The 23,388-nt window shown below is 66.1% G+C and carries 18 protein-coding genes; 10 read left to right on the top strand and 8 right to left on the bottom strand.

The window, feature by feature from the left end:
• Positions 1-20 precede the first annotated feature (20 nt).
• Positions 21-911, bottom strand: coding sequence for a LysR substrate-binding domain-containing protein (locus QW861_RS24970; RefSeq protein ID WP_316171344.1), 891 nt, complete (start codon positions 909-911; stop codon positions 21-23).
• Between the two features lie 85 nt (positions 912-996).
• Between QW861_RS24970 and QW861_RS24965 the strand changes: the two genes are divergently transcribed.
• Positions 997-1,749, top strand: a complete 753-nt coding sequence (locus QW861_RS24965) for a sulfite exporter TauE/SafE family protein (protein WP_316193599.1) — start codon at positions 997-999, stop codon at positions 1,747-1,749.
• 1 nt (position 1,750) lies between these two features.
• Here the strand turns inward: QW861_RS24965 and QW861_RS24960 are convergent, their stop codons facing one another.
• Positions 1,751-2,392, bottom strand: a complete 642-nt coding sequence (locus QW861_RS24960; RefSeq protein WP_316193598.1) for a LysE family translocator — start codon at positions 2,390-2,392, stop codon at positions 1,751-1,753.
• Between the two features lie 171 nt (positions 2,393-2,563).
• Between QW861_RS24960 and QW861_RS24955 the strand changes: the two genes are divergently transcribed.
• The 3 genes from QW861_RS24955 (at position 2,564) to QW861_RS24945 (ending at position 9,190) form a co-directional block, all read left to right on the top strand.
• Complete coding sequence (locus QW861_RS24955) at positions 2,564-4,309, top strand: adenylate/guanylate cyclase domain-containing protein (protein WP_316184283.1); 1,746 nt, start codon at positions 2,564-2,566, stop codon at positions 4,307-4,309.
• A gap of 114 nt (positions 4,310-4,423) precedes the next feature.
• The gene (locus QW861_RS24950) at positions 4,424-6,217 is read left to right on the top strand and encodes an adenylate/guanylate cyclase domain-containing protein (RefSeq protein WP_316193597.1); all 1,794 of its coding nucleotides are present in this window, start codon (positions 4,424-4,426) and stop codon (positions 6,215-6,217) included.
• 174 nt (positions 6,218-6,391) lie between these two features.
• Positions 6,392-9,190 (top strand): di-heme-cytochrome C peroxidase, encoded by a 2,799-nt coding sequence (locus QW861_RS24945; protein WP_316193596.1) that lies wholly within the window; start codon positions 6,392-6,394, stop codon positions 9,188-9,190.
• A 47-nt stretch (positions 9,191-9,237) separates the two neighbouring features.
• Here the strand turns inward: QW861_RS24945 and QW861_RS24940 are convergent, their stop codons facing one another.
• Entirely contained in the window at positions 9,238-11,763 is a 2,526-nt protein-coding gene (locus tag QW861_RS24940) for a DUF2309 domain-containing protein (RefSeq protein ID WP_316193595.1), read from the bottom strand.
• 13 nt (positions 11,764-11,776) lie between these two features.
• Positions 11,777-13,366 carry an NADH-quinone oxidoreductase subunit L gene (locus QW861_RS24935; protein ID WP_316174970.1) on the bottom strand — a complete coding sequence of 530 codons (1,590 nt, stop codon included), beginning with the start codon at positions 13,364-13,366 and terminating at the stop codon, positions 11,777-11,779.
• A 116-nt stretch (positions 13,367-13,482) separates the two neighbouring features.
• Here QW861_RS24935 and QW861_RS24930 point away from each other — a divergent pair, with 116 nt between their 5' ends.
• Positions 13,483-14,382: a LysR family transcriptional regulator gene (locus QW861_RS24930; protein WP_316193594.1), complete on the top strand. Its 900-nt coding sequence runs from the start codon at positions 13,483-13,485 to the stop codon at positions 14,380-14,382.
• A 129-nt stretch (positions 14,383-14,511) separates the two neighbouring features.
• On the opposite strand, the gene QW861_RS24925 is transcribed toward QW861_RS24930, so the two are convergent.
• Both QW861_RS24925 and QW861_RS24920 read right to left on the bottom strand, forming a co-directional pair.
• On the bottom strand, positions 14,512-14,658 hold the full coding sequence (locus QW861_RS24925) for a hypothetical protein (RefSeq protein ID WP_315716719.1): 147 nt from the start codon (positions 14,656-14,658) through the stop codon (positions 14,512-14,514).
• A 471-nt stretch (positions 14,659-15,129) separates the two neighbouring features.
• A complete protein-coding gene (locus tag QW861_RS24920) occupies positions 15,130-15,804 on the bottom strand; it encodes a GntR family transcriptional regulator (protein ID WP_316193593.1) in 675 nt (224 codons plus the stop codon).
• A 150-nt stretch (positions 15,805-15,954) separates the two neighbouring features.
• On the opposite strand from QW861_RS24920, the gene QW861_RS24915 reads away from it, so the two are divergent.
• The 3 genes from QW861_RS24915 to QW861_RS24905 all read left to right on the top strand — a co-directional run bounded on the left by QW861_RS24915 (position 15,955) and on the right by QW861_RS24905 (position 19,887).
• A complete protein-coding gene (locus tag QW861_RS24915) occupies positions 15,955-17,157 on the top strand; it encodes an ABC transporter substrate-binding protein (protein ID WP_316193592.1) in 1,203 nt (400 codons plus the stop codon).
• A 368-nt stretch (positions 17,158-17,525) separates the two neighbouring features.
• Positions 17,526-19,088: a TadE/TadG family type IV pilus assembly protein gene (locus QW861_RS24910; protein WP_315753763.1), complete on the top strand. Its 1,563-nt coding sequence runs from the start codon at positions 17,526-17,528 to the stop codon at positions 19,086-19,088.
• Positions 19,089-19,176: 88 nt separating this feature from the next.
• Positions 19,177-19,887 (top strand): hypothetical protein, encoded by a 711-nt coding sequence (locus tag QW861_RS24905; RefSeq protein ID WP_315753652.1) that lies wholly within the window; start codon positions 19,177-19,179, stop codon positions 19,885-19,887.
• On the opposite strand, the gene QW861_RS24900 is transcribed toward QW861_RS24905, so the two are convergent.
• Both QW861_RS24900 and QW861_RS24895 read right to left on the bottom strand, forming a co-directional pair.
• On the bottom strand, positions 19,877-20,725 hold the full coding sequence (locus QW861_RS24900) for a tetratricopeptide repeat protein (RefSeq protein WP_315753654.1): 849 nt from the start codon (positions 20,723-20,725) through the stop codon (positions 19,877-19,879). The genes QW861_RS24905 and QW861_RS24900 overlap by 11 nt on opposite strands.
• 77 nt (positions 20,726-20,802) lie before the next feature.
• Positions 20,803-21,750 (bottom strand): alpha/beta hydrolase, encoded by a 948-nt coding sequence (locus QW861_RS24895; RefSeq protein WP_315716559.1) that lies wholly within the window; start codon positions 21,748-21,750, stop codon positions 20,803-20,805.
• Between the two features lie 193 nt (positions 21,751-21,943).
• Between QW861_RS24895 and QW861_RS24890 the strand changes: the two genes are divergently transcribed.
• Complete coding sequence (locus QW861_RS24890) at positions 21,944-22,423, top strand: Hsp20 family protein (RefSeq protein WP_315716558.1); 480 nt, start codon at positions 21,944-21,946, stop codon at positions 22,421-22,423.
• Positions 22,424-22,586: 163 nt separating this feature from the next.
• Positions 22,587-23,351 carry an alpha/beta hydrolase gene (locus QW861_RS24885; RefSeq protein WP_315753656.1) on the top strand — a complete coding sequence of 255 codons (765 nt, stop codon included), beginning with the start codon at positions 22,587-22,589 and terminating at the stop codon, positions 23,349-23,351.
• The last annotated feature ends 37 nt before the right edge of the window (positions 23,352-23,388 follow it).

The raw sequence follows: 23,388 nt of genomic DNA, 5'->3' as shown, positions 1-23,388 counted from the left end.
CCGGCCGGTCGTCGGGCGCCTCACGCGGCGGCCCGGCGCAAATGCTCGACGAGCAGTTTCGCCGGACGCGGCAGCGCCTTGAAGCTGCGGGCGCAGATCACGAGCCGCCGATCGGCCCAGGCGTCGCGCAGCGCGACGAGGCTGATCGGCATCGACCGCGCGCAACGCCGCGCCGCCGCTTCCGGCACCACGGCAATGCCGATCCCGGCCGCCACCATCTGGCAGATCGCGTCGAAATCGCGCAGCCTGGCCCGCACGTGCTGGCGGATGCCGAGCCGCGCGGCGTGCCGGCCGATATGGACGTTGAGCGCCGTCCCCTGCGTGAGGCCGATGAAATCCTCCCCCGCAGTCTCGCTGAAGTCGATCTGTCGGCGCGCTGCGAGCGGGCTGCGCCGTCCGGCCACCAGGATCAGCCGGTCCTCGCCGAAGGCGAAGCGCTCGATCGTCTCGGGCAGCGCGTGCTCCGCCGCAAAGCCGAGATCCGCTCTGCCGGACACGATCGCCTCGGCGATCTCGGTGCTCTCGCGCTCCTCGACATCGACGTTGATGTCGGGATGCTCGCGCAGGAAGGCCGCCAGCGCCTTCGGCAGATGCTCGGCGAGGCCGACCGTGTTGGCGAGCAGCTGCACGTTGGCGCGACGGCCGGATGCGAAGCCCGAGAGCTCGCCCTGCATGGCCTCGACATTGGCCATGATGATGCGGGCGTGATCGAGCAGGCTCTCGCCCGCCGCGGTCAGCTCCACGCCGCGCCGGCCGCGCTTGAACAGCTCGACGCCAAACGCGTCCTCCAGACCCTTGATCCGCGCGCTCGCCGAGGCCAGCGCCAGATGCGCCCGGTCGGCGCCGCCGGTGATGCTGCGGGCCTCGGCCACGGCAATGAACAGCCTGAGATCGACCAGATCGAAACGCATGGTCATCCTGCCTCAGCCTTGGACGAAGGCTTGCTCCGTAACCTCCACATTGTGTCGTCGGCGCAGTCTGGTCAATGTGCCGACCATGATCGACCCCATCCTCATCTTCATCGCCTTCGCGCTCACTTTGGCCGGCTTCGTCAAGGGCGCGCTCGGCCTCGGCCTGCCGACCATCTCGGTCGGACTGCTCGCGGTCGCCATGCCGCCGGGCCGGGCGCTCGCCATCGTCATCGTACCGGCCGTGATCACCAACATCTGGCAGACCTTCGCCGGCCCCTATCTGCGTGATATCGCCAGGCGCCTGTGGCCGCTGATGCTGGGGACCGCGATCGGCATCTGCCTCAACGCCGGCGCGCTCAGCCATGCCCCGACCCGCTGGGGCAACGTCGCGCTCGGCGTCTTACTGATGCTCTATGCCCTGCTCGGTCTCACCAAGCTCGCCTTCAAGGTCGCGCCGCCGCACGAGAAATGGGTCGGCGGCATCGTCGGCCTCGTCACCGGGCTGATCTCGGCCGCCACCGGCGTGCAGGTCGTGCCCTCGGTACCGTACATGCAGGCGATCGGGCTCGAGAAGGACGAGCTGGTCCAGGCCCTCGGCGTGTTCTTCACGGTCGCCACGGTCACGCTGGCCTTCAACTTGACGAGCTCCGGCCTGCTCAGCACGGCCACCGCCCTGCCCGGCGCGGTCGCGATGGCCTGCGCCTTTGTCGGCATGTTCGCGGGCCAAGCGGCGCGATCCCGACTGCCGGCCGAGGCGTTCCGCCGTGTGTTCCTGATCGCCATGATCCTGCTCGGCCTGTATCTCGCCGGCACGGCGGTCGTCGAGCTGCTCCGGTAAGTCAGCGCGCCTCGAGCATCGCGATCCGGACGCCGAGATAGATCAGCAGCCCGCCGATCGTGCGGTTGAGCCAGAGCAGCGCGGCGGACGAGTCGCGCACGCGGCGCGCTGCACGGGCCGCGACGACGGCGACGCCGAGACACCAGATCGTGCTGTTGACGATGAAGATCGTGCCGAGCAGCAGGAAGGCGATCGCCTTGTGCGGCGCCTCGGCTGCGACGAATTGCGGCAGGAAGGCGAGGAAGAACATCGCGACCTTCGGATTGAGGATGTTGGTGAGCGCGCCCTGCCAGAACGCTTGGCGCAGCGTCACCACCGGCTTCGACGTCGCATCACTCGCCCTGGCGGCGTCCGGCCGCCGCGCCAGAAGCTGCGTGATGCCGAGATAGACCAGATAGGCCGCACCGGCCCATTTCACCGTCGCGAAGGCCGTCGCGGAGGCCGTGAGCAGCGCCGACAGCCCGATCGCACTTCCGAACACGTGAACCAGGCAGCCCGTGCTGATGCCGAAGGCGGCAGCGGCCCCGCCGCGCCAGCCCATCTGCGCGCTGCGGCCAACGATGTAGGCGGTGTCGGGACCCGGCGTGATGTTGAGCAGCAGCCCGGAGACGAGAAACAAAGGCAGATCGTGAATGCCGAGCATGATTGAACATTTCCTAACAATAACGGTCTAACCATACCTGGCCTCGGCATTGCCGTCTCGCGCCGCAGAGGCCGGCGCGGGGCCGCATGGCGAGGTGCCGCGATGGGTTCTGGAAAAGCGTTGGATTTGGCCGCCTCGGCCGTGGTATGCGCGAGGCGGGAGCACGATGTGATGGAAAGACGCCTCGCTGCCATCCTTTGCGCCGACGTCGCCGGCTATTCACGCATGATGGGGATTGACGAGGACGGCACGCACGCCGCCTTCAAGGCTCATCGCGGCGCCATCCATCCGATCATCCTCAACCACGCCGGCCGCATCGTCAAACACACCGGCGACGGCTTTCTGCTGGAATTCGCCAACGCCGCCAGCGCCATCCAGTTCGGGATCGAGATGCAGTCCCTGATGGCGGAGCGCAACGCCGATCTGCCGTCCGACCGCAACATGCGCTTCCGGCTGGGAATCCATCAGGGTGAGTTTACGGTCGATGACGGCGAGGCCTTCGGCGACGGCATCAATGTCGCCGTCAATCTGGAATCGATCGCCGTCCCGGGCGGTGTTGCCGTCTCGGCCAAGGCTTATGAGGAGGCCGGCCTGCAACTCCCCGTCAAGCTGACCAGCGCCGGAAGCTTTCAGTTCAAGAACCTGCGGGAGCCGGTGCAGGCGTGGACATGGGAGCCGGGTAGCGAGGCGGCGATCCGGGCCGGGACGAGCGTCACCGGCCTGCCGCCGCAATATCGCACCGCGATCGTCGGCGTGCTGCCATTCGTCAACCTCTCCGACGACGCCGACGCCTATCTCGCCGACGGGCTCGCGGACGACCTGATCCATGCGCTGTCGCTGCAATCGTTCTTTCGTGTCCTGAGCCGCACCTCGACGTTTCGCTTCAGGGACCGCGGCCTCAATCCCCGCCTGGTCGCACGCGAGATCGACGCGACCTACCTGATTCAGGGAACGGTGCGGCGCTCTCGTCACAAGCTCCGCGTGACGGCGGAGCTGATCGCGCCCGAGACCGGCGCTCAATTGTGGACCGGTCGCTATGACGGCGATGTCGGTGATCTCTTCGCGATGCAGGACGAGATCACCACCAGCCTATGCGCGGCGCTGATGCCGGAGATCTATCGTGTCGAAGCCTCGATTCCAGTCCGCGCGCCGGCGACCGACCCGACCGGATGGGACCGCTTCCTGCGCGGTCTGTCGCACTACTACCGACCGACCAAGGCCGACTACGAGATCTCCATCTCGCTGTTTCGGCAAGCCATTGCGCTCGATCCCACGCTCGGCCTCGCGCACGCTTATCTCGCGACCATTCTGATGCAGGGCATCAATTTCGGCTGGATCAAGGGCTCGCGCGAGCTCTGGCAGGAGGCGAAGAATCTGGCCTTGGACAGCGTGCGGCTCGACGGGCGCTCCTCGTTCGCCTATGCGATCCTGGCCTTCGTGCAGGCCATGCAGGGCGACCATGACGACGGCATGAAGGCGGCGCGCAAGGCGACCGAGCTCAATGCCTACGACATGGGCGCACGCGGCGTGCTCGGGCTCTGCCATATGGTCAACGGCGAGCACCAGCAGGCGATCGATCTGTTCTCGATCGCGGCCCAGCGCGGCAACAGCGATCCGCGCTACCAATGGCCGGCGCTGAATGCCTACAGCCACTACCTGCTCGGCCGCTATGAGGCGGCGTTGTCCTGGGCCCGCGAGGAGCTGTTTCTCTACCCGAACCATCTGCAGGCGCTGACGATCCGCGCGGCGACCCTGGCGCAGCTTGGTGCGATCGACCAGGCGGGCGACGCCGTCGACGTGCTGTACGCGCAATACCCCTGGCTCACGCTCGACCGCCACATCAAGAACATCCGATGGAAACGCCGGGACGACATCGACCACTACCGCGACGGACTGATCAAGGCCGGGCTGACCTGAGCCAATCGGGTCCAATGTCGCCGGCCCGCCACATGGCCTACACATTGCTTCCGCAAATTGATTGGATTCGACCGCTGTTGCCGTGGTATCGCCCTGAGTAGGAGCAAAGACGGAATGGAGAGACGGCTGGCCGCGATTGTCTGTGCCGATGTGGTCGGTTACTCGCGGATGATGGGCGCCGACGAGGCGGGAACCCATGCCGCGTTCAAGGCCCATCGCGGCGCCATCCACCCGATCATCCTCAATCACGGCGGCCGCATCGTGAAATACACAGGGGACGGGTTTCTCCTGGAATTTCCGAGCGTCGTCGGCGCCATCGCGGCCTCGGTCGAGGTGCAGAAGCTGATGGCCGAGCGCAATGCTCATTTGCCGGCCGACCGGGTGATGCAGTTTCGCCTCGGCCTCAACATGGGCGACGTCATCTTCGATGAGGACGAGGTGTTCGGCGACGGCGTCAACACCGCGGTGCGGCTTGAAGCCGCAGCACCGCCCGGCGGAATTGCCGTCTCCCACAAGGCCTACCAGGAAGCCAGCAAGCACCTCACGGTCACCTTCGTCGACCGCGGGCCGTTCCGCTTCAAGAACATCGAAGACACCATCAACGTCTGGACCTGGGATCCGTCCTCGCCGGAGAAGAGCCGCGAGCAGCGGTCCGCCACGACCCTGCCGGCGCAATACCGCACCGCCATCGTCGGCGTGCTGCCATTCGCCAATCTCAGCGGCGAGACCGACGAATACTTCTCGGACGGCCTGGCCGAAGACCTCATCCATGCGCTGTCGCTGCAGTCGTTCTTCCGGGTGCTCAGCCGCAACTCCACCTTCGCCTTCAAGCATGCCGGCATGAGTGCCCGCCTGATCGCGCGCGAGATCGATGCGACCTATCTCATCCAGGGCTCGGTGCGGCGCTCCGGCGACAAGATCAGAGTCACCGCCGAGCTGGTCGCGCCGGAGAACGGCGAGCAGCTCTGGGCCGGCCGCTACGACCGCGACATCGGCGACCTGTTTGCAGTGCAGGATGACATCACCGCCAACCTCTGCACCGCGCTGATCCCCGAGATCTATCGCGCGGAGGCGGCGGTGCCGGTGCGGTCCAAGACCACGGACCTCACGGCGTGGGATCGCTTCCTGCGCGGGCTGTCGCACTACTACCAGCCGACCAAGGCCGACTACGAGAGCTCGATCGCGCTGTTCCGCGAGGCGATCAGGATCGACCCAGGTCTTGCGATCGCCCACACCTATCTCGGCACCATCCTGCTGCAGGGCATCCATTTCGGCTGGATCAGGAACTCACGGGAGCTGTGGGACGAGGCAATGGCGCTGGCCGAGGCCGGCGTCCGGCTCGATTCCCGCTCGTCCTTCTCCTATTCGCTGCTGGCCTATGTCCATGCCATGCAGGGCCGGGTCGAGGCCGGGATGGAGGCGGCGCGCAAGTCGCTGCAGCTCAATCCCTATGACATGGGCGCGCGCGGCGTGCTCGGCGTCTGCCATCTCGTCGCCGGCGAGCACCGCCAGGCGATCGAGCTGTTCTCGGTGGCGGCCCAGCGCGGCAACAGCGATCCGCGCTATCAATGGTCGGTGCTGAGCGCGTTCAGCCATTACATGCTCGGCCAGTACGACGCCTCGCTGTCCTGGGCGCGAGAGTCGCACTATCAGAACCCGAACCATCTGCAGTGCCTCGCCATCCGCGCCGCCGCGCTGGCGCAGCTCGGACGCTCGGTCGAAGCGGGCGAGGCCGTCGCGGCACTTTTGAGCCAGCATCCGTGGATGACGATCGAGCGCCTCCTGAGCAACATCCGCTGGCGCAATCCCACCGACATCGCGCATTATCGCGACGGCCTCACCAAGGCCGGCATCCCGTTGACCAAGCTCACTCTGGTGGACACCAAGGCCAAGTTCGCGGGCGAATAGCGCGATCGCGACTTGAGGTTGACACTTGGGCGGGTTGCGCCAATCATTCACGATTGCATTGTAGCGTTCAGACGGCGGCCGATCCGCCCGTTCCTCGGCGCAATTCGGCGTCGTCCTCGTTTGTTTGCGTGATTTCGTTTTCATCACTCAGGTGCTTTCCAAGGATGTTCTTCGATGCAAGAAGACAGCGCCCGTGACGCCCTGCCCGGACAGCTTCCGGTCTCGTCCGACAACCCGTGTCCCTTCCTGCGCGCGCTCGTCGCCGGCGGCTTCGTCGACGGCCACAGCGTCCCCTTGAAGACCATCGGCGACCGGGTCGAGGCGGCGAGCGGCGAGACCGGCTTCAAGAAGCGGCTCGTCGGCATCGAGACCTTTGGCGTTGCGCTGATCGCCAACGGCCTGTCGCCGCTGCGGCTGCTGAAGAGCCTGTGGTCCGGCGCCGATCTCGACCAGTTGCGCAACGGCCCGCTCGACAAACATGGCGGCGGATCGCGCATTCTCGACGCCGAGGCCAAGGTTCATCCCGAGGAGATCGACCGGTTCGCGAGCTTCGGCAGCGACTATCCCGATCCCAACGGGGGCACCGAGCGCGGCCTCAACGAGGCGCAGATCCAGACTTTCATGAAGGCCAATCTGACGCGCGACGGCGACCGAGCGCGCTGGTACTTCCCCATTCTGATGCAGGGCGAATGGCCGGTGCTGCTCAACATCCTCGGCAAGGGCGAGGGCGACGGCCGCTATCTCTCCGTTGCCGAGGTCCGCACGCTGTTCGTCGACCGCCGCCTGCCGCAGCGTATCGCCGCGCGGCTGATGGCCAAGCCCAAGCCCGCGAACATCGTCTGGCGTATCGGCAAAGCGCTCGTCGGCACGGCAGTGCTGGCCGGCGCCGCCGTGTTGCTCGCCTGGGTGGCCGCGCCCGACGCCGTCAGCGACAAGCTCGGCAAGGTTCTGCCGAAGAAGGTCGCGGCGTTGATCCCGCCCGCTTTGCCCGAGACCGAGCCGACCAGGGCGGCCTATTGGCTCGATCAGGGCTGGACCACGCAGGACCGGCACTGGTTTCACCACGTGACGCAGGGCACCGCGACCTTCCCGATTCCCTACGCCTGGTTCATGGCGATGGAGCAGCCTTATCTTGCGCCGTTCGGCACGCCCGGCCTGATCTCCGACAGCGCCTATCTCGAACGTTTCGGCTTCATCCCGAGCCCGAAGAGCGTCGACGGCGACCCAAGCGTCCTCCGGCCGTTCGGCTACGCCGCGACGGCTGCCAAGACGGAGGTCGCAGCGCCGCTGCCCGCCGGCCTCAAGCCGACCCCGGCCGGCAACGAAGGCGGCCTGCCGGTCGGCTTTGCCCGGCTCACCGGCGCGACCGATCCCGCCACCGGCGCCGCCCAGTCCGACAAGATCGGCCTGACCTGCGCGGCCTGTCACTCCGGCAGCATCCACTACAAGGGTGTGAGCGTACGCTTCGACGGCGGCCCCGGCATGGTCGACCTGCGCAAGCTTGAAGAGGCCATGGGCTTTGCGATGATCTTCACGCAATACGTGCCCGGCCGCTTCACGCGCTTTGCCGATCGCGTGCTCGGGCCGAATGCGTCCGACGCCGATCGCGCGAGCCTGAAGAAGGGCCTGAAGGCCGCGATCGATTTCGCGCTCAACATGCAGGCCAACAACTACAAGACCACGATCGAAGCCAAGGGCCAGACCGAGACGGAGGAAGGCTTCGGCCGGCTCGACGCGCTGAACCGCATCGGCAACCAGGTATTCTACCTCGACATGGCCTCGAGCGGTCTGCCCAACATGCTCGACAACCAGGAGGCCATCGACGCGCCGGTGTCCTATCCGCCGATCTGGACCGTTCCGTGGTTCTCCTGGGCGCAATATGACGGATCGATCGCGCAGCCCCTGATCCGCAATGCCGGCGAGGCGCTCGGCGTCTCCGCACAGATCAACTTCTCGCCGAAGACCGCGAGCGACAGACTGTGGCGCTCGTCGATGGCGATCGATAACCTGCTCTACATCGAGAACATGCTGCGCGGTCCCGATCCGTTCGCGACCACGACGCCCGCGTTCGGCGGGCTGACCTCGCCGAAATGGCCGGAGAAGCTGTTCGCCGGCGACGACGCCTGGAAGATCGATCCGGTCCGCGTCGAACGCGGCCGTAAGCTCTATGCCGCTGTCTGTGTCGAGTGCCATCTCGGCCCGGTCGCCGACACCGTGTTCGACAAGACCTATCCGGACAAGAGCTTCTGGAAGATCAAGCCAGCCGATGACTGGGAGAGCAAGGGCTGGAACGCCAAGGGCCCGATCCTCGACCTCGTGCAGAAGCCCGTCGAGGCGATGCAGACCGACCCCGGACAGGCGAGCATTCTCGCCAACCGCAAGGTCAACGTGGCAGGCTTCCTCGAGGTCGATCCGGCCAAGGACCTGAAGGGCTGCAACCTGCCGCAGGGCTCGACCACGGAGATGCCCTATGCGCTGGCGCTGATGGCCGTCGTGCAGAAGGCCAGCGACAAATGGATGGAGGACCGCAAGATCTCCGAGGCGGAGCGGGCCGCATTGTGGGGCGATCGCAGAAACTGTCCCAACCCGGCCGGCAAGAGCTATCGCGCCCGCCCGCTCAACGGCGTGTGGGCGACCGCACCCTATCTGCACAACGGCTCGGTGCCGTCGCTGTACTGGCTGCTAACGCCGGCTGCCGAGCGGCCGACATCGTTCTGCCAGGGCGCGCGCGACTATGACCCGAAGTCGGTCGGCTTCGCCGTGCCGAAGGGCGGCGAGAGCACGTGCAAGGTCGGACAGACGCTGTTCGTGACCAGCGATTCCAGCGGCAAGCCGATCAAGGGCAACAGCACGCTCGGTCATTCCTTCGAAGGGCCGACGAAGCCCAACAAGGATTATCCGAACGGCATCATCGGCGGTGCCTTCTCGGAGGACGAGCGCTGGGACCTGATCGAGTACCTGAAGACGCTGTGAGGCCACGCGATGGTGCGACCTGCTGATCATGGGGCGCACCGCAGGCTTCACGCCGCGGTCCAGACGCCCGGACGCACGCAACGCCGGATCGCTCCCTGCTCTCCGAGGGAATGCAGGATCACCCAGCCGTTGACGACGAGATCGCGCACGCCCTGGTGACCCTGCAGGACCTCGTCCATGGCGCTCTCCGGCGCGGCGATGAAGACGTTGAGCCTGATGGGTTCGTGGATGAAGCGCGTGCCGTCATGCACCGACTGCCAGGGCAGCCCGACACGCAAGTCGCCGGCGTTGCCCTCGAGCACGCCGAGCTGGCCGACGATGTTGTGCAACACCTTGTTGCCGCTGCCGAAGGCAGCGTTGTTCACGGTCGAGCCGTAATATTGCAGATTGATCCAGCTCGCGACCACCATCGGCGCCGTCATGATCAGCTCGAGGGTGCGATAGCCGTCGTCACGGGCGGCCTCGTAGGAGTGCAGGAAGGCGCGGCCGCCGAGGTCGAGGCCGCGGGTGAAGGCGCGCGGCGCGGCGATGAAGGCGGCGTTGCCGGCGAGCCCCCATTCGGGCCGCACCTGCGACCAGTCGCGGCTCCGGGCGATCACCGCGTCATCGATGTCGGATACGTCCTTGATGCCGAGCAGCGCGCTGCGCTCCTGCCGCGCCAGCCGTGCAGCGTCCGCGAGCCGTGCCTTCAGCCGGGACAGATCCGGCGCGAGCACGGCCGGAACGTCGTCCTCGTCGAACAAGGTCACGGCATCGGTCGTGGTGTCGTGCAGCGCTCCGATGAACCAGCAATCGGCGGGGATGTCGATGCCCTTGGCGCGCAGACCTTCTCGCACACGCCAGTCGTTGAGAACGGCTGCGGCGACCCGCGCATTGGCCTCGCCGGTATGGCCCCCGCAGGCGCCGCAATCCAACCCCGACGCGTGCGGATTGTTGACGGTGGTGCTGCCGTGACCGGCCAGCAGCACGAGCCGCGCGAACGGCCCGGTCAGCGACATCGCCTTGAGCACCGCCTCGGCCATCGCGACGCGCTGCGGATCGGTGAAGCCGGTGGCCCGCCCGCCGAGCTCGCCCGGTGTCAGCCGCGGCTGGACGCGGGCCGCGATCTCGGGATCGAGACCATCAACGACGGGTGACGGCACGGGACGCGTGACACCTGCGCTGTCGGTTGCGATCTTGGCGGCGAAGCCGAGGCCGGCGGTCTCGACGAAGGAGAACGACGAGACGGCCGAGACCTTGAACGACTTCCAGGCCTTGGCCGCCCGCCGCCGCAGCAGCCGCAGACCCAGCACCTCGGCCGCCTCGACGTCATCGGCATGCTTGACGGCCTCGCAAACGATAAAGGCGGGCTTGAGCAGCACCGGGCATTGCGCGCCGCCCCTGGTATGGCCGATCGGGACGTATTCGATCGGGAAGCCGAAGAATCCGGCGAAGCCGATCGTCTCGGCTTCCGGATAAGCGGTCTCCAGCGCGCGACGGAAGATTTCCGAGCGCACGTCGATGCAGAACGCGGCCTGCAACGCCGGCCGCGCCGGCAGCCGCGGGATCGCCGCCTCTGCGCCATGCGCGGCAAGCTGCCCGACCAGCCGCGCCCGGAAGGCGATCTCATAGGCCTCGTGCAGCACGAGATCGATCGCAAGCTCCGGCGTCTCTTCGAGCCGCTGATCGGCCGGCAGCTTCGCCGCTTCCGCCATGGCCTCCGCCCAGGCCGCCTTGAAGGCGTCGTCGGTGCGCGCCTGATAGAGCGCATAACCCCAGGCGAGCCGGATCGCCAGCAGCTCCAGCAGCGTCTCGTCGCGCCGACCGTCGAGCTGCGCGTTCCAACCGATGTAGCGGGCATAGGCCGACCAGCCGCCGAGATCGAACAGTGCCCGCACCAGATAGTCCTCGATCGCGCGCGCGGGGATGCCGAGCCGGTCGACGATCAGACCGATCGCCTGCACCGGATCGGCCGGCAGCTCCGCGATCGCCTTGCGGAAGCCGGTGAGCCCCATCACCTCGGGATTGCGGTCATAGGCCGCGATCGTCCGCCACGCGGCATAGGGCTTCAGCTTGCGCACCGGGCTGGGCCAGCTCGCCTGGCCTTCGTCGAAATAGGTGGCGCAAAACGCCGAGATCTCGTCGATCATGAAGGCGACCAGCGAGACGTAGCGATCGCCCTCGGCGAGCCGGTCGAGCACCTCGGCGACCGTCGCCACGACGGCGGGCGGCGACGACAGCCTGGCCTCGGCGCGCGCCTTCTGCTTGAGCGCGTCGACATCGAGCCCGGTCGAGGGATGCAGCGCGAGCGCCTGCGCCAGCGCTTCATCGTCGATCCGGCCGTCGTCGAGCGCCTGCCGGTAGTAGCCGCGCGGCATCAGCATCCGCGTCCGCACCACGCGCTCGAACGTCGCGGCGGTCGCGGCGAAGCTCTGCGAGGTGAAGCCGAGGAACGGATTGACGGCGACGAAGTGCTTCAGCGGCCACAACGGCGCGACCCGCTGGCAGGCGCTGTCGATGCGGGCCATCAGCCCGGCATCGGCGGTGGTGTCGATCGGGTCGGTCATGGACATGGCAAGGGCAGCCTGGGTCATCTTCATCTCCGGCTTACGGCTTGGACGGAAGGTGCGAGCTCGCGCTTCGCGGCCAAACCGTCAGCACGAGGCGGTTGGCGAGCGTGTTGAGATAGAGGCCGTTGCGCAGGTGGACGTAAGCCGCGATCCAGAACGGCGCGTCGGCGCGGCGCATCATCTGGTTCTGGAACACGGTCACCGCCGCGAACGAGACCACCACGGCCGCCGCGATCAGCATCGGCACGACACCACCGACCGGCCGCGATGCGGGAATGCTGCCGCCGACCAGCCAGGCCGTGCCGGCCTGCAGCGCGAAGTAGACGATCGCGACGCCCGCTGCGGTCACCGCGGCGCGGGCGATGACGAAGGCGTTCGGCCGCTCGTCGATCGCGTTGGCCATCAGGTGCACCAGCCCCATCAGCAGCACCGAGCCGAGCGCGATCTGCGCCGGGTTGCTGCGGAGCGTCATGCCGAAGGCGAGCCCCGTGAGCAGCGCGAGGCCGATTACCGCGACCAAGGCCAGGATCAGTCGTGCCGCGTGCGGCTGGCCGCCGGGGCTCGGCGTCCATGACGCGCGGGCGAGATCGATGATGCTGCCCGACGACAGGAAGGCGTGCGCCTTGTAGAGCGAATGCGCCACGATGTGCAGCAGCGCCGCGGAGAAGGCGCCGAGCCCGCATTGCAGCAGCATGAAGCCCATCTGCGCCACCGTCGAATAAGCGAGCTGAACCTTGACCGAGGTCTGCGTCAGCATCACCAGCGAGCCGAACAGCGCGGTGGCGCCACCGACGACCGCGAGGACGTCGAGCGCGGGCGTGGCCAGCAGCAGCACGTCGCTGAGCCTGAGCACCAGGAAGCCACCGGCATTGATGATGCCGGCATGCAGCAGGGCCGACACCGGGGTCGGCGTCTCCATCACCTCGATAAGCCAGCCATGCAGCGGCAGCTGCGCGGATTTCAGCATCGCGGTCGCGACGATCAGCAGCGCGGCGATCGTGACAATCGCCGATCCCGCCCCTTCTCCGCCGCGGGCCTGCGCAGCGAGGCTGGCGAGCTCCAGCGTGCCGAAGCGGAGGTAGAGAAGCAGCGCCGCGACCGCGAGGAAGGCATCGCCGAGCCGGCTCGCCACGAACTTCTTGCGCGAGGCGCGGACCGCGGCCGGACGGGTGTCGTAGAACAGCAGCAGCTTGCCGAGCGCCAGGCTGGTGCCGATCCAGGCCGCCAGCAGCAGCACCAGGTTTCCGGAGATCAGCAAGGTCAGCACCGCGGCCAGGGTGAGCAGCAGCCAGCGCGTGAACCTGACCTGGCCGGGATCGCCGTCGAGATAGTTGCGGCTGTAGCGCACGACGACGAAGCCGATGAAGCTGACCAGCATGATGAGGATGGCGCCGAGCGTATCGAGCTGCAGCGACAGCCCTAGGCCGTAGCCGCCGAGCAGTGGCGTCCGCCCTGCCCCCATGACCGCTGCGCCGAGGCTCGCGAGAGTGGCAAGGGCGAATGCGAGCGCGGCGGTCGCGATCGCGTTACGTGCGACGGTTCTGGCGCTGCCGCCGGTGCCGGCGAGTGCGACGACCGCGAGCGTGAGCGGCGCAAGCGCCGCAAGACAGGGAAGGAGCTGGTTCATGGCGGCCCGGTCGTTTGATCACAGGGGACGATCTCTCCCTCTTGCTTTACGGGCTGCAGTTCATTCCTAAAATTTCAATCATTGAACCTGATCGTTATAAAATATAGAATGATTGCGTGCCGCATCTGAATTACCACCACCTGCGCTACTTCTGGATCATCGCCAGCGAAGGCAGCATGAGCCGCGCCGCGCAGCGCCTCAACGTCTCGCCCTCCTCGCTGTCGGTGCAGGTCAAGGCGCTGGAGGAGCAGCTCGGGCAGAAGCTGTTCGAGCGCATTGGACGCACCCTGCAGCTCACCGAGGCCGGGCGCATCGCGCTCGACTATGCCGGCAGCGTGTTCAAGTCCGGCCATGAGCTGATCGAGACCTTGTCGGGCCTGCGGCCGGGACGGCAGCTGCTGCGGGTCGGCGCCGCGGCGAACCTGTCGCGCAACTTCCAGATCGCGTTCCTGAAGCCCTTGATCGGGCGCGGCGACGTCGAGCTGATCATCCACACCGGTCAGTTCAGCGACCTGTTGGAACAGCTCGACGCCCACAAGCTCGATCTCGTGCTCGCCAACCATCCGGCGGCGCCAGACATGCGCAGCAATTTCGACAACACGCTGATCGATGAGCAGCGCGTCAGCCTCGTTAGCCGCAAGCCGGCCAAGCCCGCGCTATTCCGATTCCCGCAGGATCTGGCAACGACGCCGGTGATCCTGCCCGGCCGAGGCAGCGCGCTGCGCTCGGCTTTCGATGCGCTGGTCGGATCCAGCGGGATCCGTCCGGTCATCGCCGCCGAGGTCGACGACATGGCGATGCTGCGCCTGATGGCCCGCGAGAGCGGCACCGTCACGTTGGTGCCGTCGATCGTCGTGATCGACGAGCTGCGTACCGGCGTGCTGGTTGAACGCGCCCGCCTGAGCGCGCTGAAGGAGCAGTTCTTCGCCGTGAGCCAGCAGCGCCGCTATCCCAATCCGCTCGTCGCCGAGCTGATCGGATCACGCGACAGGAAGAGCGGTTCACGGCCTGAATGACCTGTCCGTGGCACTTCGTCTTGAAATAGGTTGCAGGCAGCCCGCAAGACATCGGGACGGACCGGTCTTGCGGACCAACTCCCAGTTCGTTCCGAACTGGGGCAAGGTCAGCAGTCGTGAGCCGTCCGATCAGAACATCGCGGGCGGACTGACATTCACCCCGTGCTGGACCAGCACGAGAGAAGCGACCACGCCCGTCAATGAGAACATGGTCACCAGACCAAATCCGGAATTGAGCGCATGGGGACCAACCAGCTTCCGCACAATCATCATCATCAATGTCTCCTCCTGAATGTCGTTAGTGGACTTAACTAGAGGGACAGTGCGTTACCGGGGCGTTTCCAAATTTGGAGAGATCGGCGCGTGGTGAATGCATCCTTGAATGCACAGCATGCCCGGCATGAAGGCCGCTTAACAATGACGGCGGATTTGCAGTTGCATCGAGACGGGGGAAGCGCCGACGCTCGAAGAAGTTGAATCGTCGTATTAGCTCGCCCTGAACGGAGCACGATGTCGACGACAAGGATGGACGACGGCCGCACGCGAGGCGCGGTGGTTCGCGTCGCGCTGAGCGATCGCATCTATACGCGGCGTGAGCAATTCGACGCTTCCCGTTTCCCAGCGGAAGTACATCGTCACCCCGAATGAAGTAGCCGCAGCCGTCAGGCGACCCTCGGTCATTCGGCTGGCGACATCCGGCTCGGAACGGATCGCGAAGACGTTCGCGGTCTGCGTCCTGATATGATCCTACTTCGCCTCATTCATCGCCGTCGCTGCGAGCAGCGCCGCCTCGATCGTGTCCCGGGTCTTGTCGAGATGCGCCATCATGAGCGTCACCGCGCGCTCGGTGTCGCGCGCCAGCGCCGCCTCCATCAGTTCGCGATGCTCACGCGCGGCATCGCGGTTGCCGCGATCGGTCTTGCGGGCGAGATCGAGATAACGCTCGTTGTGCGCAAACAGGAGATCGCGCACCCGCATCATCCAGGCGCTGCCACAGGCCTGGGCCAACGCGGCATGGAAATCGGCATGCGCCAGCATCCAGGCCGGCGAGAAGCTGCCGTCATGGGCCGCGATCGGCGTCGCGGCCAGACGGTGATGCGCGGCAACGACCGCGGACTCCCAGGCGAGATCACCGTTGGCGATGGCGCGGCGCAGGCACTTGGTCTCGATCTCGACGCGCATGTCGGTCAGATCGCGCAGATCGGCCACCGAGACCGGCGCCACGCGGAAGCCGCGCTGCGGCGTCGCCGTCACCAGCCCTTCCGCCGTGAGCCGCGCCAGCGCCTCGCGGATCGCCCCGGTGCTGACCGAGAAGGCTGATCCGAGCTCGCTGATCTTCAGCTTCTCCTCCGGACGATAGAGGCCGGCGAGCAGGCTGGCACGCAACTGCTCGTAGACGGTCTGGGTGGCGCTGCCGGACATCGACTCACTCTCGCGGGACAATCAATTCACACTAGCAAAGCCTAAAAGTATATTTTCATCAAAAAATATATTTTAATTGCACGGCCTCCGCCATGCCCCTATGCTCATCGCCAAAACGCCGCCGGCAGCGCGGCCATCAGGGAGGTATCCATGCGAAGCCCCATCGCAGCGGCAGGATTGTTGGTCGCCGCGTCCGTCCTCGCCGTACCCGCTCGGGCGGAGGATCAGCCGGGCGTCACCGCCAGCGAGATCCGCATTGGACAGACCATGCCCTACAGCGGGCCGGTGTCCGCCTTCGGCATCCTCGGCAAGGGCGAGGTGGCCTATTTCAAGATGATCAACGACCGCGGCGGCATCAACGGTCGCAAGGTCAACCTGATCTCGCTGGACGACAGCTACGTGCCGCCCAAGACCGTGGAGCAGACGCGACGTCTGGTCGAGAGCGACGAGGTGTCGTTCATCTTCTCGACCATGGGCACCGCGCACAACACCGCGATCGCCAAGTATCTCCAGGGCAAGAAGGTGCCGCAGCTGTTCGTGGCCTCGGGCGCCTCGAAGTTCGGCGACCCTGCGCAATTTCCGCTGGCCTTGATGGGCGTGATGGCGCCGTTCCGCAACGAAGCGCGGATGTATGCGCGCTACGCGCTGCAGACGAAGCCGGATTCGACCTTTGCCATTCTCGCGCAGAACGACGATTTCGGCCGCGACTATCTCGCCGGGCTGAAGGACGTGCTCGGCGAGCGCTTCGACAGCACGGTGACCGTCGCAAGCTACGAGTCGACCGAGCCGACCATCGACTCGCAGATCGTGAAGCTGAAATCGACCGGCGCCGATGCGCTGATCATCGCCGCGACGCCGAAATTCGCCGCGCAGGCGATCCGCAAGACCCATGAGATCAACTGGCGCCCGCTGACGTTCCTGACCAACGTCTCGGTGTGGATGTCATCGGTCATGGAGCCGGCGGGCCTCGAGGCCGGCACCGGAATCATCTCGACGGCCTACGTCAAGGATCCGTTGGATCCCGCCTGGGCCAACGATGCCGGCGTCAAGGGCTGGCGCGACTATATGGCGAAATACGTGCCCGACGGCGACATCCGCGATTCCAACTACGTCAACGGCTACAACAACGGCATGGTGCTGGAGCACGTGCTGAAGGCGGCCGGCAACGATCTGTCGCGCGAGAACATTTTGCGGCAGGCGCTGTCGATCAAGGATCTCGAACTGCCGATGCTGCTGCCGGGCATCAAGGTCAACACGTCAGAGACCGACCACCTCCCGGTCGAGCAGGTGCAGTTCATGCGTTTCACCGGCAAGCAGTGGGAGCGGTTCGGCGAGGTGCTGTCGACCAAGTAGCAGCGGCTGCTCCGGTGGATCGTCGGCGCGGCTCCGCGCTGACGACAGGCGCATGCATGGGCTGGCACGGTATTGGAGGACGGCGCCTCTCTCTCGCCACGTAAACAAAATCGCAACAGTCGCCTGCGATGTTTCGTCGCAGGTCAACCGAATTCGCAATCGGCGTCCGCATACATCCACATGTGGTCCCGCGCGCGACGGCGTGACCATCTGCTCACGGCCGGGGGAGCGGGCGGAGGGCGGGCTCGTGCCCGGTTCTCACCGCAGGTCTCCTTGAAGCAGTCGCGGAGACGATCGCCGCGGGGAACCGCCAACAAGGAAAAGAATACAGGTCCTCACCGCCCCAACGGGATCTTTTGAGGAAGAGCATGACGGATATCAGCCGACCAGCGAGCCGGGCGATCGCCGCCATCGCGCGCTTCTCCCGCGACAGCAAGGCCAATATCGCGGTCACATTCGCGCTGGCGCTGTTGCCGATTCTCACGGCGATCGGATGCGCGACCGACTACTCCATGGCCATGCGCATGAAGATCAGGCTCCAGTCTGCGGCCGATGCCGCGAGCATCGCCTCGATCTCGGTCAACTCGGCAGGCTATACAGCGGCGATGGCGATGACGTCGGACGGAACCGTTACCGCCGGGGTCTCGGAGGCGGACAACATCTTCAAGGGCAACGCCTCTACCTTTCAAGGCTACACATTGACGTCCGAGACCAGCACCGTCACCAAGAGCGGGTCCACACTGACGTCGCAGGTGCAATTCACCGCCAACGTGCCGGCCACGTTCCTGACGGTGATCGGCTATCAGAATCTGACGGTCAGCGGCCAATCGTCCTCCTCCGTCACGTTGCCACTCTATCTCGACTTCTATTTGACGCTGGACGTCTCGGGCTCGATGGGCCTCCCGTCGACATCGTCCGAAGCACAGCGCATGCAGGCCATCAGCCCGGACAACTACAGGCAATACCCCACGGGATGCACGCTGGCGTGCCATTTTTCGCCGCAGAATAGCGCTTGCACCGATTCAGGGACCCAGGGATATCCCACGAACAACTATTGCCTGGGCTATGCGATCTCGCGCGTCAGCCAGAGCGGTTACAAGAACCTGCTGACCGCCAACAAGAACTACCCCATGGGCGTTCAACTGCCGTCGTCGATCGTGTCCGGCCTGCCGAACTCACTGTACAAGAACCTGGCGACCGTTGCGAACTGCCCGACCGATGGGACGGATGCGTGCATCCAGCTGCGGCTGGATGCCGTGGGCTATGCCGTGAACCAGCTGTTTGTCACGGCGAACAACACCAAGAAGGTCAACAACCAGTTCCGGATCGGCCTCTACCCCTTCATCCGATATCTCTATTCCTACTTTCCGCTCACCAGCAGCATCAACGGCTCGACGACGGATTCGACCACCATCAACTATGCGGCGGCCAACCTTGCGACGCTGCTCGACACCAACACCAACGCATCTCTCGGCTCGGGCGGAACGCATATCGACACGGCCCTGTCCAGCGTCAACAACCTGATCGTCAATGTCGGGAACGGCAGCGCCTCGACCAATACCCTGCCCTACGTGTTCCTGGTCACCGACGGCGCGCAAGACCCGCAAGTGAAGGGCGTGCCCAATGGCTCATGGTCCGGCAGCAATCATGCCACCGTGATCGATCCGAACACCTCCTGCACACCGCTGAAGAACCGCGGCATCATCATCTCAGTTCTCTACATTCCCTATCAGGTGATCAATCCGGTGAACGCATCCTTCGCCGGTGACGAAGACGACTATGCCAACAGCAACATTCCTTCGATTCCGCCGAGCCTGAAGGCCTGCGCCTCGCCGGGATTCTTCTATACGGCGAACACGCCCGCCGACATCACGTCGGCGCTGAACGCGATGTTCAATCATGCGGTGTCCGAGGCGCATCTGACGAGATAGAGCAGAGACAAGCCCAGGCTCGGCCGTTGGACTTTCGGCGCCGAAGGCGTAGACCTCTACCGTCGACCACGAAAGAGCCGCGGCGCCCATGTCCGAGACTGATCCGCTCACGCTGAAATTTCGCTGTCCGAAGGAGCTGGAAGGCCTCATTCCGCAGCCGGTGCCGGCGCCGATGGGCGTTCCCGACTGGGTCAAGACGATGCCGGCCACCGCGTTCAGCGCGCTCAACCAGGCCGAGGAGCAGACCGTCAAGCGCTGCCCGCCCTTCATCGACGCGATGACGACGGGCTTCCTCATTCCGCTGATCTGCGATCTCACGGTCGAGGATGGCGGGATCAGCTGGGACAACGAGCTGCCGCCGGGCGGCGCGATCGATTTTCCGCGCTCGCCGATCAGCTTCCACGACGCCGCGCAGGTCACGGGCTCGCCGCTGTTCGAGGCCGACCGCTTCCTGCTCAAGTTTCACAATCTCTGGACGATCGAGGCGCCGGAGGGCTGGGCATTGCTGTTCACGCATCCCGTCAACCGCTTCGACCTGCCCTTCACCACCGTGACCGGACTGGTCGACAGCGACCGCTTTCACGACTCGTTCGTGCATTTTCCGGCGCATTGGCACGACACGGCGTTTCGCGGCGTGATCCCGAGAGGAACGCCGGTCGCGCAATGCATTCCGGTGAAGCGGCAGGCGTGGACGATGCAGACCTCGGCCTTCACCGAAGAGGAAATCGCAGAGATTCACGAGGTGCGCGAGGCGCTGAAGCGCGAGACCGGCGTCTATCGCAAGCGGTTCAGGGCTTGAGGGCGGCCGCGCCGTCGACCTGAAGGAACTTCGCCGCATCGCTCGGCCGGAAAAAGAAGCGGCCATGCGAGCTAACGACCATCGTATAGGCCGCGCGGCTCAACAGATGCGGCCGGCCGCGCACCACCGTGCGCAGCGCCGCCTCGGCCCCGGCGCGGTCGCCCATCTCCATCAGGCACATAGCGAGGTTGGCGCGGGTCTGCGTGTCCTCGGGCCGCAGGCCGAGCGCATGGCGGTAGGTGCCTGCGGCCTCGGCATAGTCGCCGTCGAGGAACTGCACCCAGGCGAGCTCGATCAGGATGTCGGGCCGTCCCGGCGCGGCCTCGCGCGCCGCCAGCAGGTGCGTGCGGGCACGAACGCGGTCATTGGCCTGGAGAGAGAGGCGTCCGAGATCGAGCTGGAGGTCGACGCTGTCGGGTGACAGCGTCAGCGCCTCCTCGATCACGGCGATGGCTTCACCGAGCTGTCCCGACTTGGCAAGCCGCCCCGCCAGCTCCTGGAACGCCGGCAGAAAAGCCGGCCGCCGCGCCGCGGTCTTGCGCAACTGCGCGATGCCGTCGGCGGCGCGTCTGGATTCGCATAAGGCAGCGCCGAGCAGTGTCTCGAGTTCCGGATCGCTGCCGCGCAGCGCCGCCTTCTCGAGCGCCGCGATCGCTTCGTTCGCGCGCTGCTGGCCGAGCAGCGCATGGGCCTGGACGAGCAGCGCGGCGCGGTCGGTCCTGGCCGTGCGCAGAATCGAGGCGGCGATCTGCTCGGCGCGCGCGAACTGCCGCGCGCGCAGCGCGTGGATCGCCTCCTGCAGCGCCTGCGCCTGCAATCTGTTCTGCGCCTTGCTCACGACCAGCCGTCACAACGCGAGGGGGTGGCCGGTAGCTCTAGCAGGACCCAGGGGTGTCCAGCGGACGGCAGGACGGCTCACCCGAACAGCGGCGTGCCCGGCACGAAGGCGTCGAACGCGGCCCAGAACTGCGAGCGGTAGCGGTCCTGCTCCTGCAGGATCTCGTGCTTGGCACCGGCGATGACGAGATGCGAGCCGGCGCGCAGATGATAGGCGAACTCCTCGATCGCCGCGGTCGACACCACGGTGTCGCTGGACGCCGCCAGCATCAGGATCGGCTGGCGGATCTGGGAGGGATAGGTCATGCCGCGGAAGGTCATCATCGCCGAGAAGGCGGAATCGGCCCAGGCCACCGTCGGCGAGGCGATGCCGAGCGTCGGATCCTCCTCGAGGATCGCGGCGTTGCGGGCATAGCGGACCGGATCGGAGGTCAGAGGATTGTTGACGAACGGCGCCAGCCCGCTGATCTCGTCGTTGCCGCCCGGCACGTAGCGGCCGCCCTGTCCGGCGATGCGCATCGCCCGCAGCAACAGCCGCGCCGGCAGCGCGGTGCGGCTGTCCGGAAGGTCGATCATCGGCGCCGACAGCACGACGCGATCGAACCAGCGCTTGCCGGCATGCGCGAGCCGCAGCAGCACCGTGCCGCCCATCGAATGCGCCAGCGCGAAATAAGGCGGCGGACAATCCGGCAGCACGACTTGCGTGACGAAGGTCTCCACGTCGGTCTCGTAGTCGGAGAACGAGCGCACATAGCCCTTGCGGGAATCGCGCAGGCGCCGCGACGAATGGCCCTGGCCGCGCCAGTCGATGATAGCGACCGCAAAGCCGCGATCGCGCAGATCGCGCACCGTCTCGAAATACTTCTCGATCATCTCGCTGCGGCCGGTGAACACGCACACCGTGCCCTTGCGCCCGGCCGGCGGCGCCCAGCGCGCAAAGCGCAGCTCGGCGCCATCAGGGGTCTTGATGGTGCCGGCAGTGACGTTTTCGGGAACGGGATTGGCGGGAATCGAGACGAGCGTCATGAGGCGCCCATCGAATAGGTGAAAGGCAGCGGGAATCAAGGGGTGGAACGGCAAAAAGAGCAGGTCTTGGGCGCCCTTGAAGGTCGAAACGTCCGGCCCATATCGAGATCGTGCAGGCCGCGTCAGGCTGCACGACAGCCCGGCCCGATGGCGGGCGGGTTAGCCAACAGTCGCTCAATGGAGGACTTTGACCATGCGTACCTACGACCTCACCCCCTTCTATCGTTCCACCGTCGGTTTCGACCGTCTGTTCTCGCTGCTCGACCAGGCCACCGCCGAGCCCACCCCCGGCTATCCGCCCTACAACATCGAGCGCACCGGTGAGAACGCTTACCGCATCACCGTCGCCGTCTCCGGCTTTGGCAAGGATGAGCTCTCCCTCGTCGCGAAGGAAAACACGCTGACGATCAAGGGCGAGAAGGCCGCCAACGAGAACGGCAAAAAGGCCGAGGTGCTGTATCGCGGCATCGCCGCCCGGGCCTTCGAGCGCTCGTTCCAGCTCGCCGACCACGTGGTGGTGAAGAACGCCAGCCTCGAAAACGGCCTGCTCCACGTCGACCTCGTACGCGAGATTCCGGAAGCGAAGAAGCCCCGCTCGATTCCGATCTCGACCGGCGCGCAGGCCGCCGAGCAGCCGGTGATCGAAGGCTCGGCCGAGAAGGCCGCCGCCTAACAGCACATCCTCATTCTGGAATAGGAGCGCCCCGGGCAACCGGGGCGTTTTTTCATGTCTCGCTGCAGTGCAGTCAAACGATCGTGACCACTGGTAACGGCCTGCTCTCAGCTCGCGAAGACGCCAATGATCGCCTCGCGTCAACCGGGCTTGGAGCCGTGACATGGACCTTCTTCGCACCCTCACCTGCGCCGCCGCGCTGCTGATCTCCGCAGGCCCCGCCCTCGCCGAGCCCGCGCAGCCGCCCAAGGTCCACAACGTCGTGCTGGTGCACGGCGCCTGGGCCGATGGCTCGAGCTGGGCCAAGGTCATCCCCTATCTGCAGGCGGCCGGCCTCAAGGTCACGGCCGTGCAGAATCCGCTGACCTCCCTGGCGGACTCCGCGGCCGCCACCCGCCGCGCCCTGGCCGAGCAGGATGGGCCGGCCGTGCTGGTCGGCCATTCCTGGGGCGGCACGGTCGTGAGCGAGGTCGGCACCGATCCAAAGGTCAGCGCGCTGGTCTATGTCGCGGCCCGGGCCCCCGCTGCGGGCGAGGATTTCGTCAAGCTCGCCGGGCAATATCCGACACCGCCGGCACGCGCCGGCATCGTCGACCACGACGGCGAGACCAAGCTCAACGAGGACGCCTTCCTGAAGGACTTCGCCAATGGTGTCGATGCGACGACGGCGAAGGAGCTCTATGCGGTGCAATGGCCGACCGCGGCGACGATCTTCGGCAACCGCACCACCCAGGCGGCGTGGCACGACAAGCCGTCATTCTATGCGGTGTCGAAGCAGGACAAGACGATCGATCCGGATTTCGAGCGCTTCCTGGCCCACCGCATGAAGGCGACCACGATCGAGCTCGACGCCGGGCACCTGTCGCTGGTGTCGCATCCGAAGGAGATCGCTGATCTGATCCTGAAGGCCGCCGGTCAGCACGAGTAGTGCGACCGATCGCGCTGGGATCTCATCGGCTGCTCCA

It is taken from the genome of Bradyrhizobium sp. SZCCHNRI1029, from assembly GCF_032487555.1.
GTDB lineage: Bacteria > Pseudomonadota > Alphaproteobacteria > Rhizobiales > Xanthobacteraceae > Bradyrhizobium.
The sequence above is the reverse complement of the archived record's forward strand: the minus strand, read 5'-3'. Positions and strand labels throughout refer to the sequence as shown.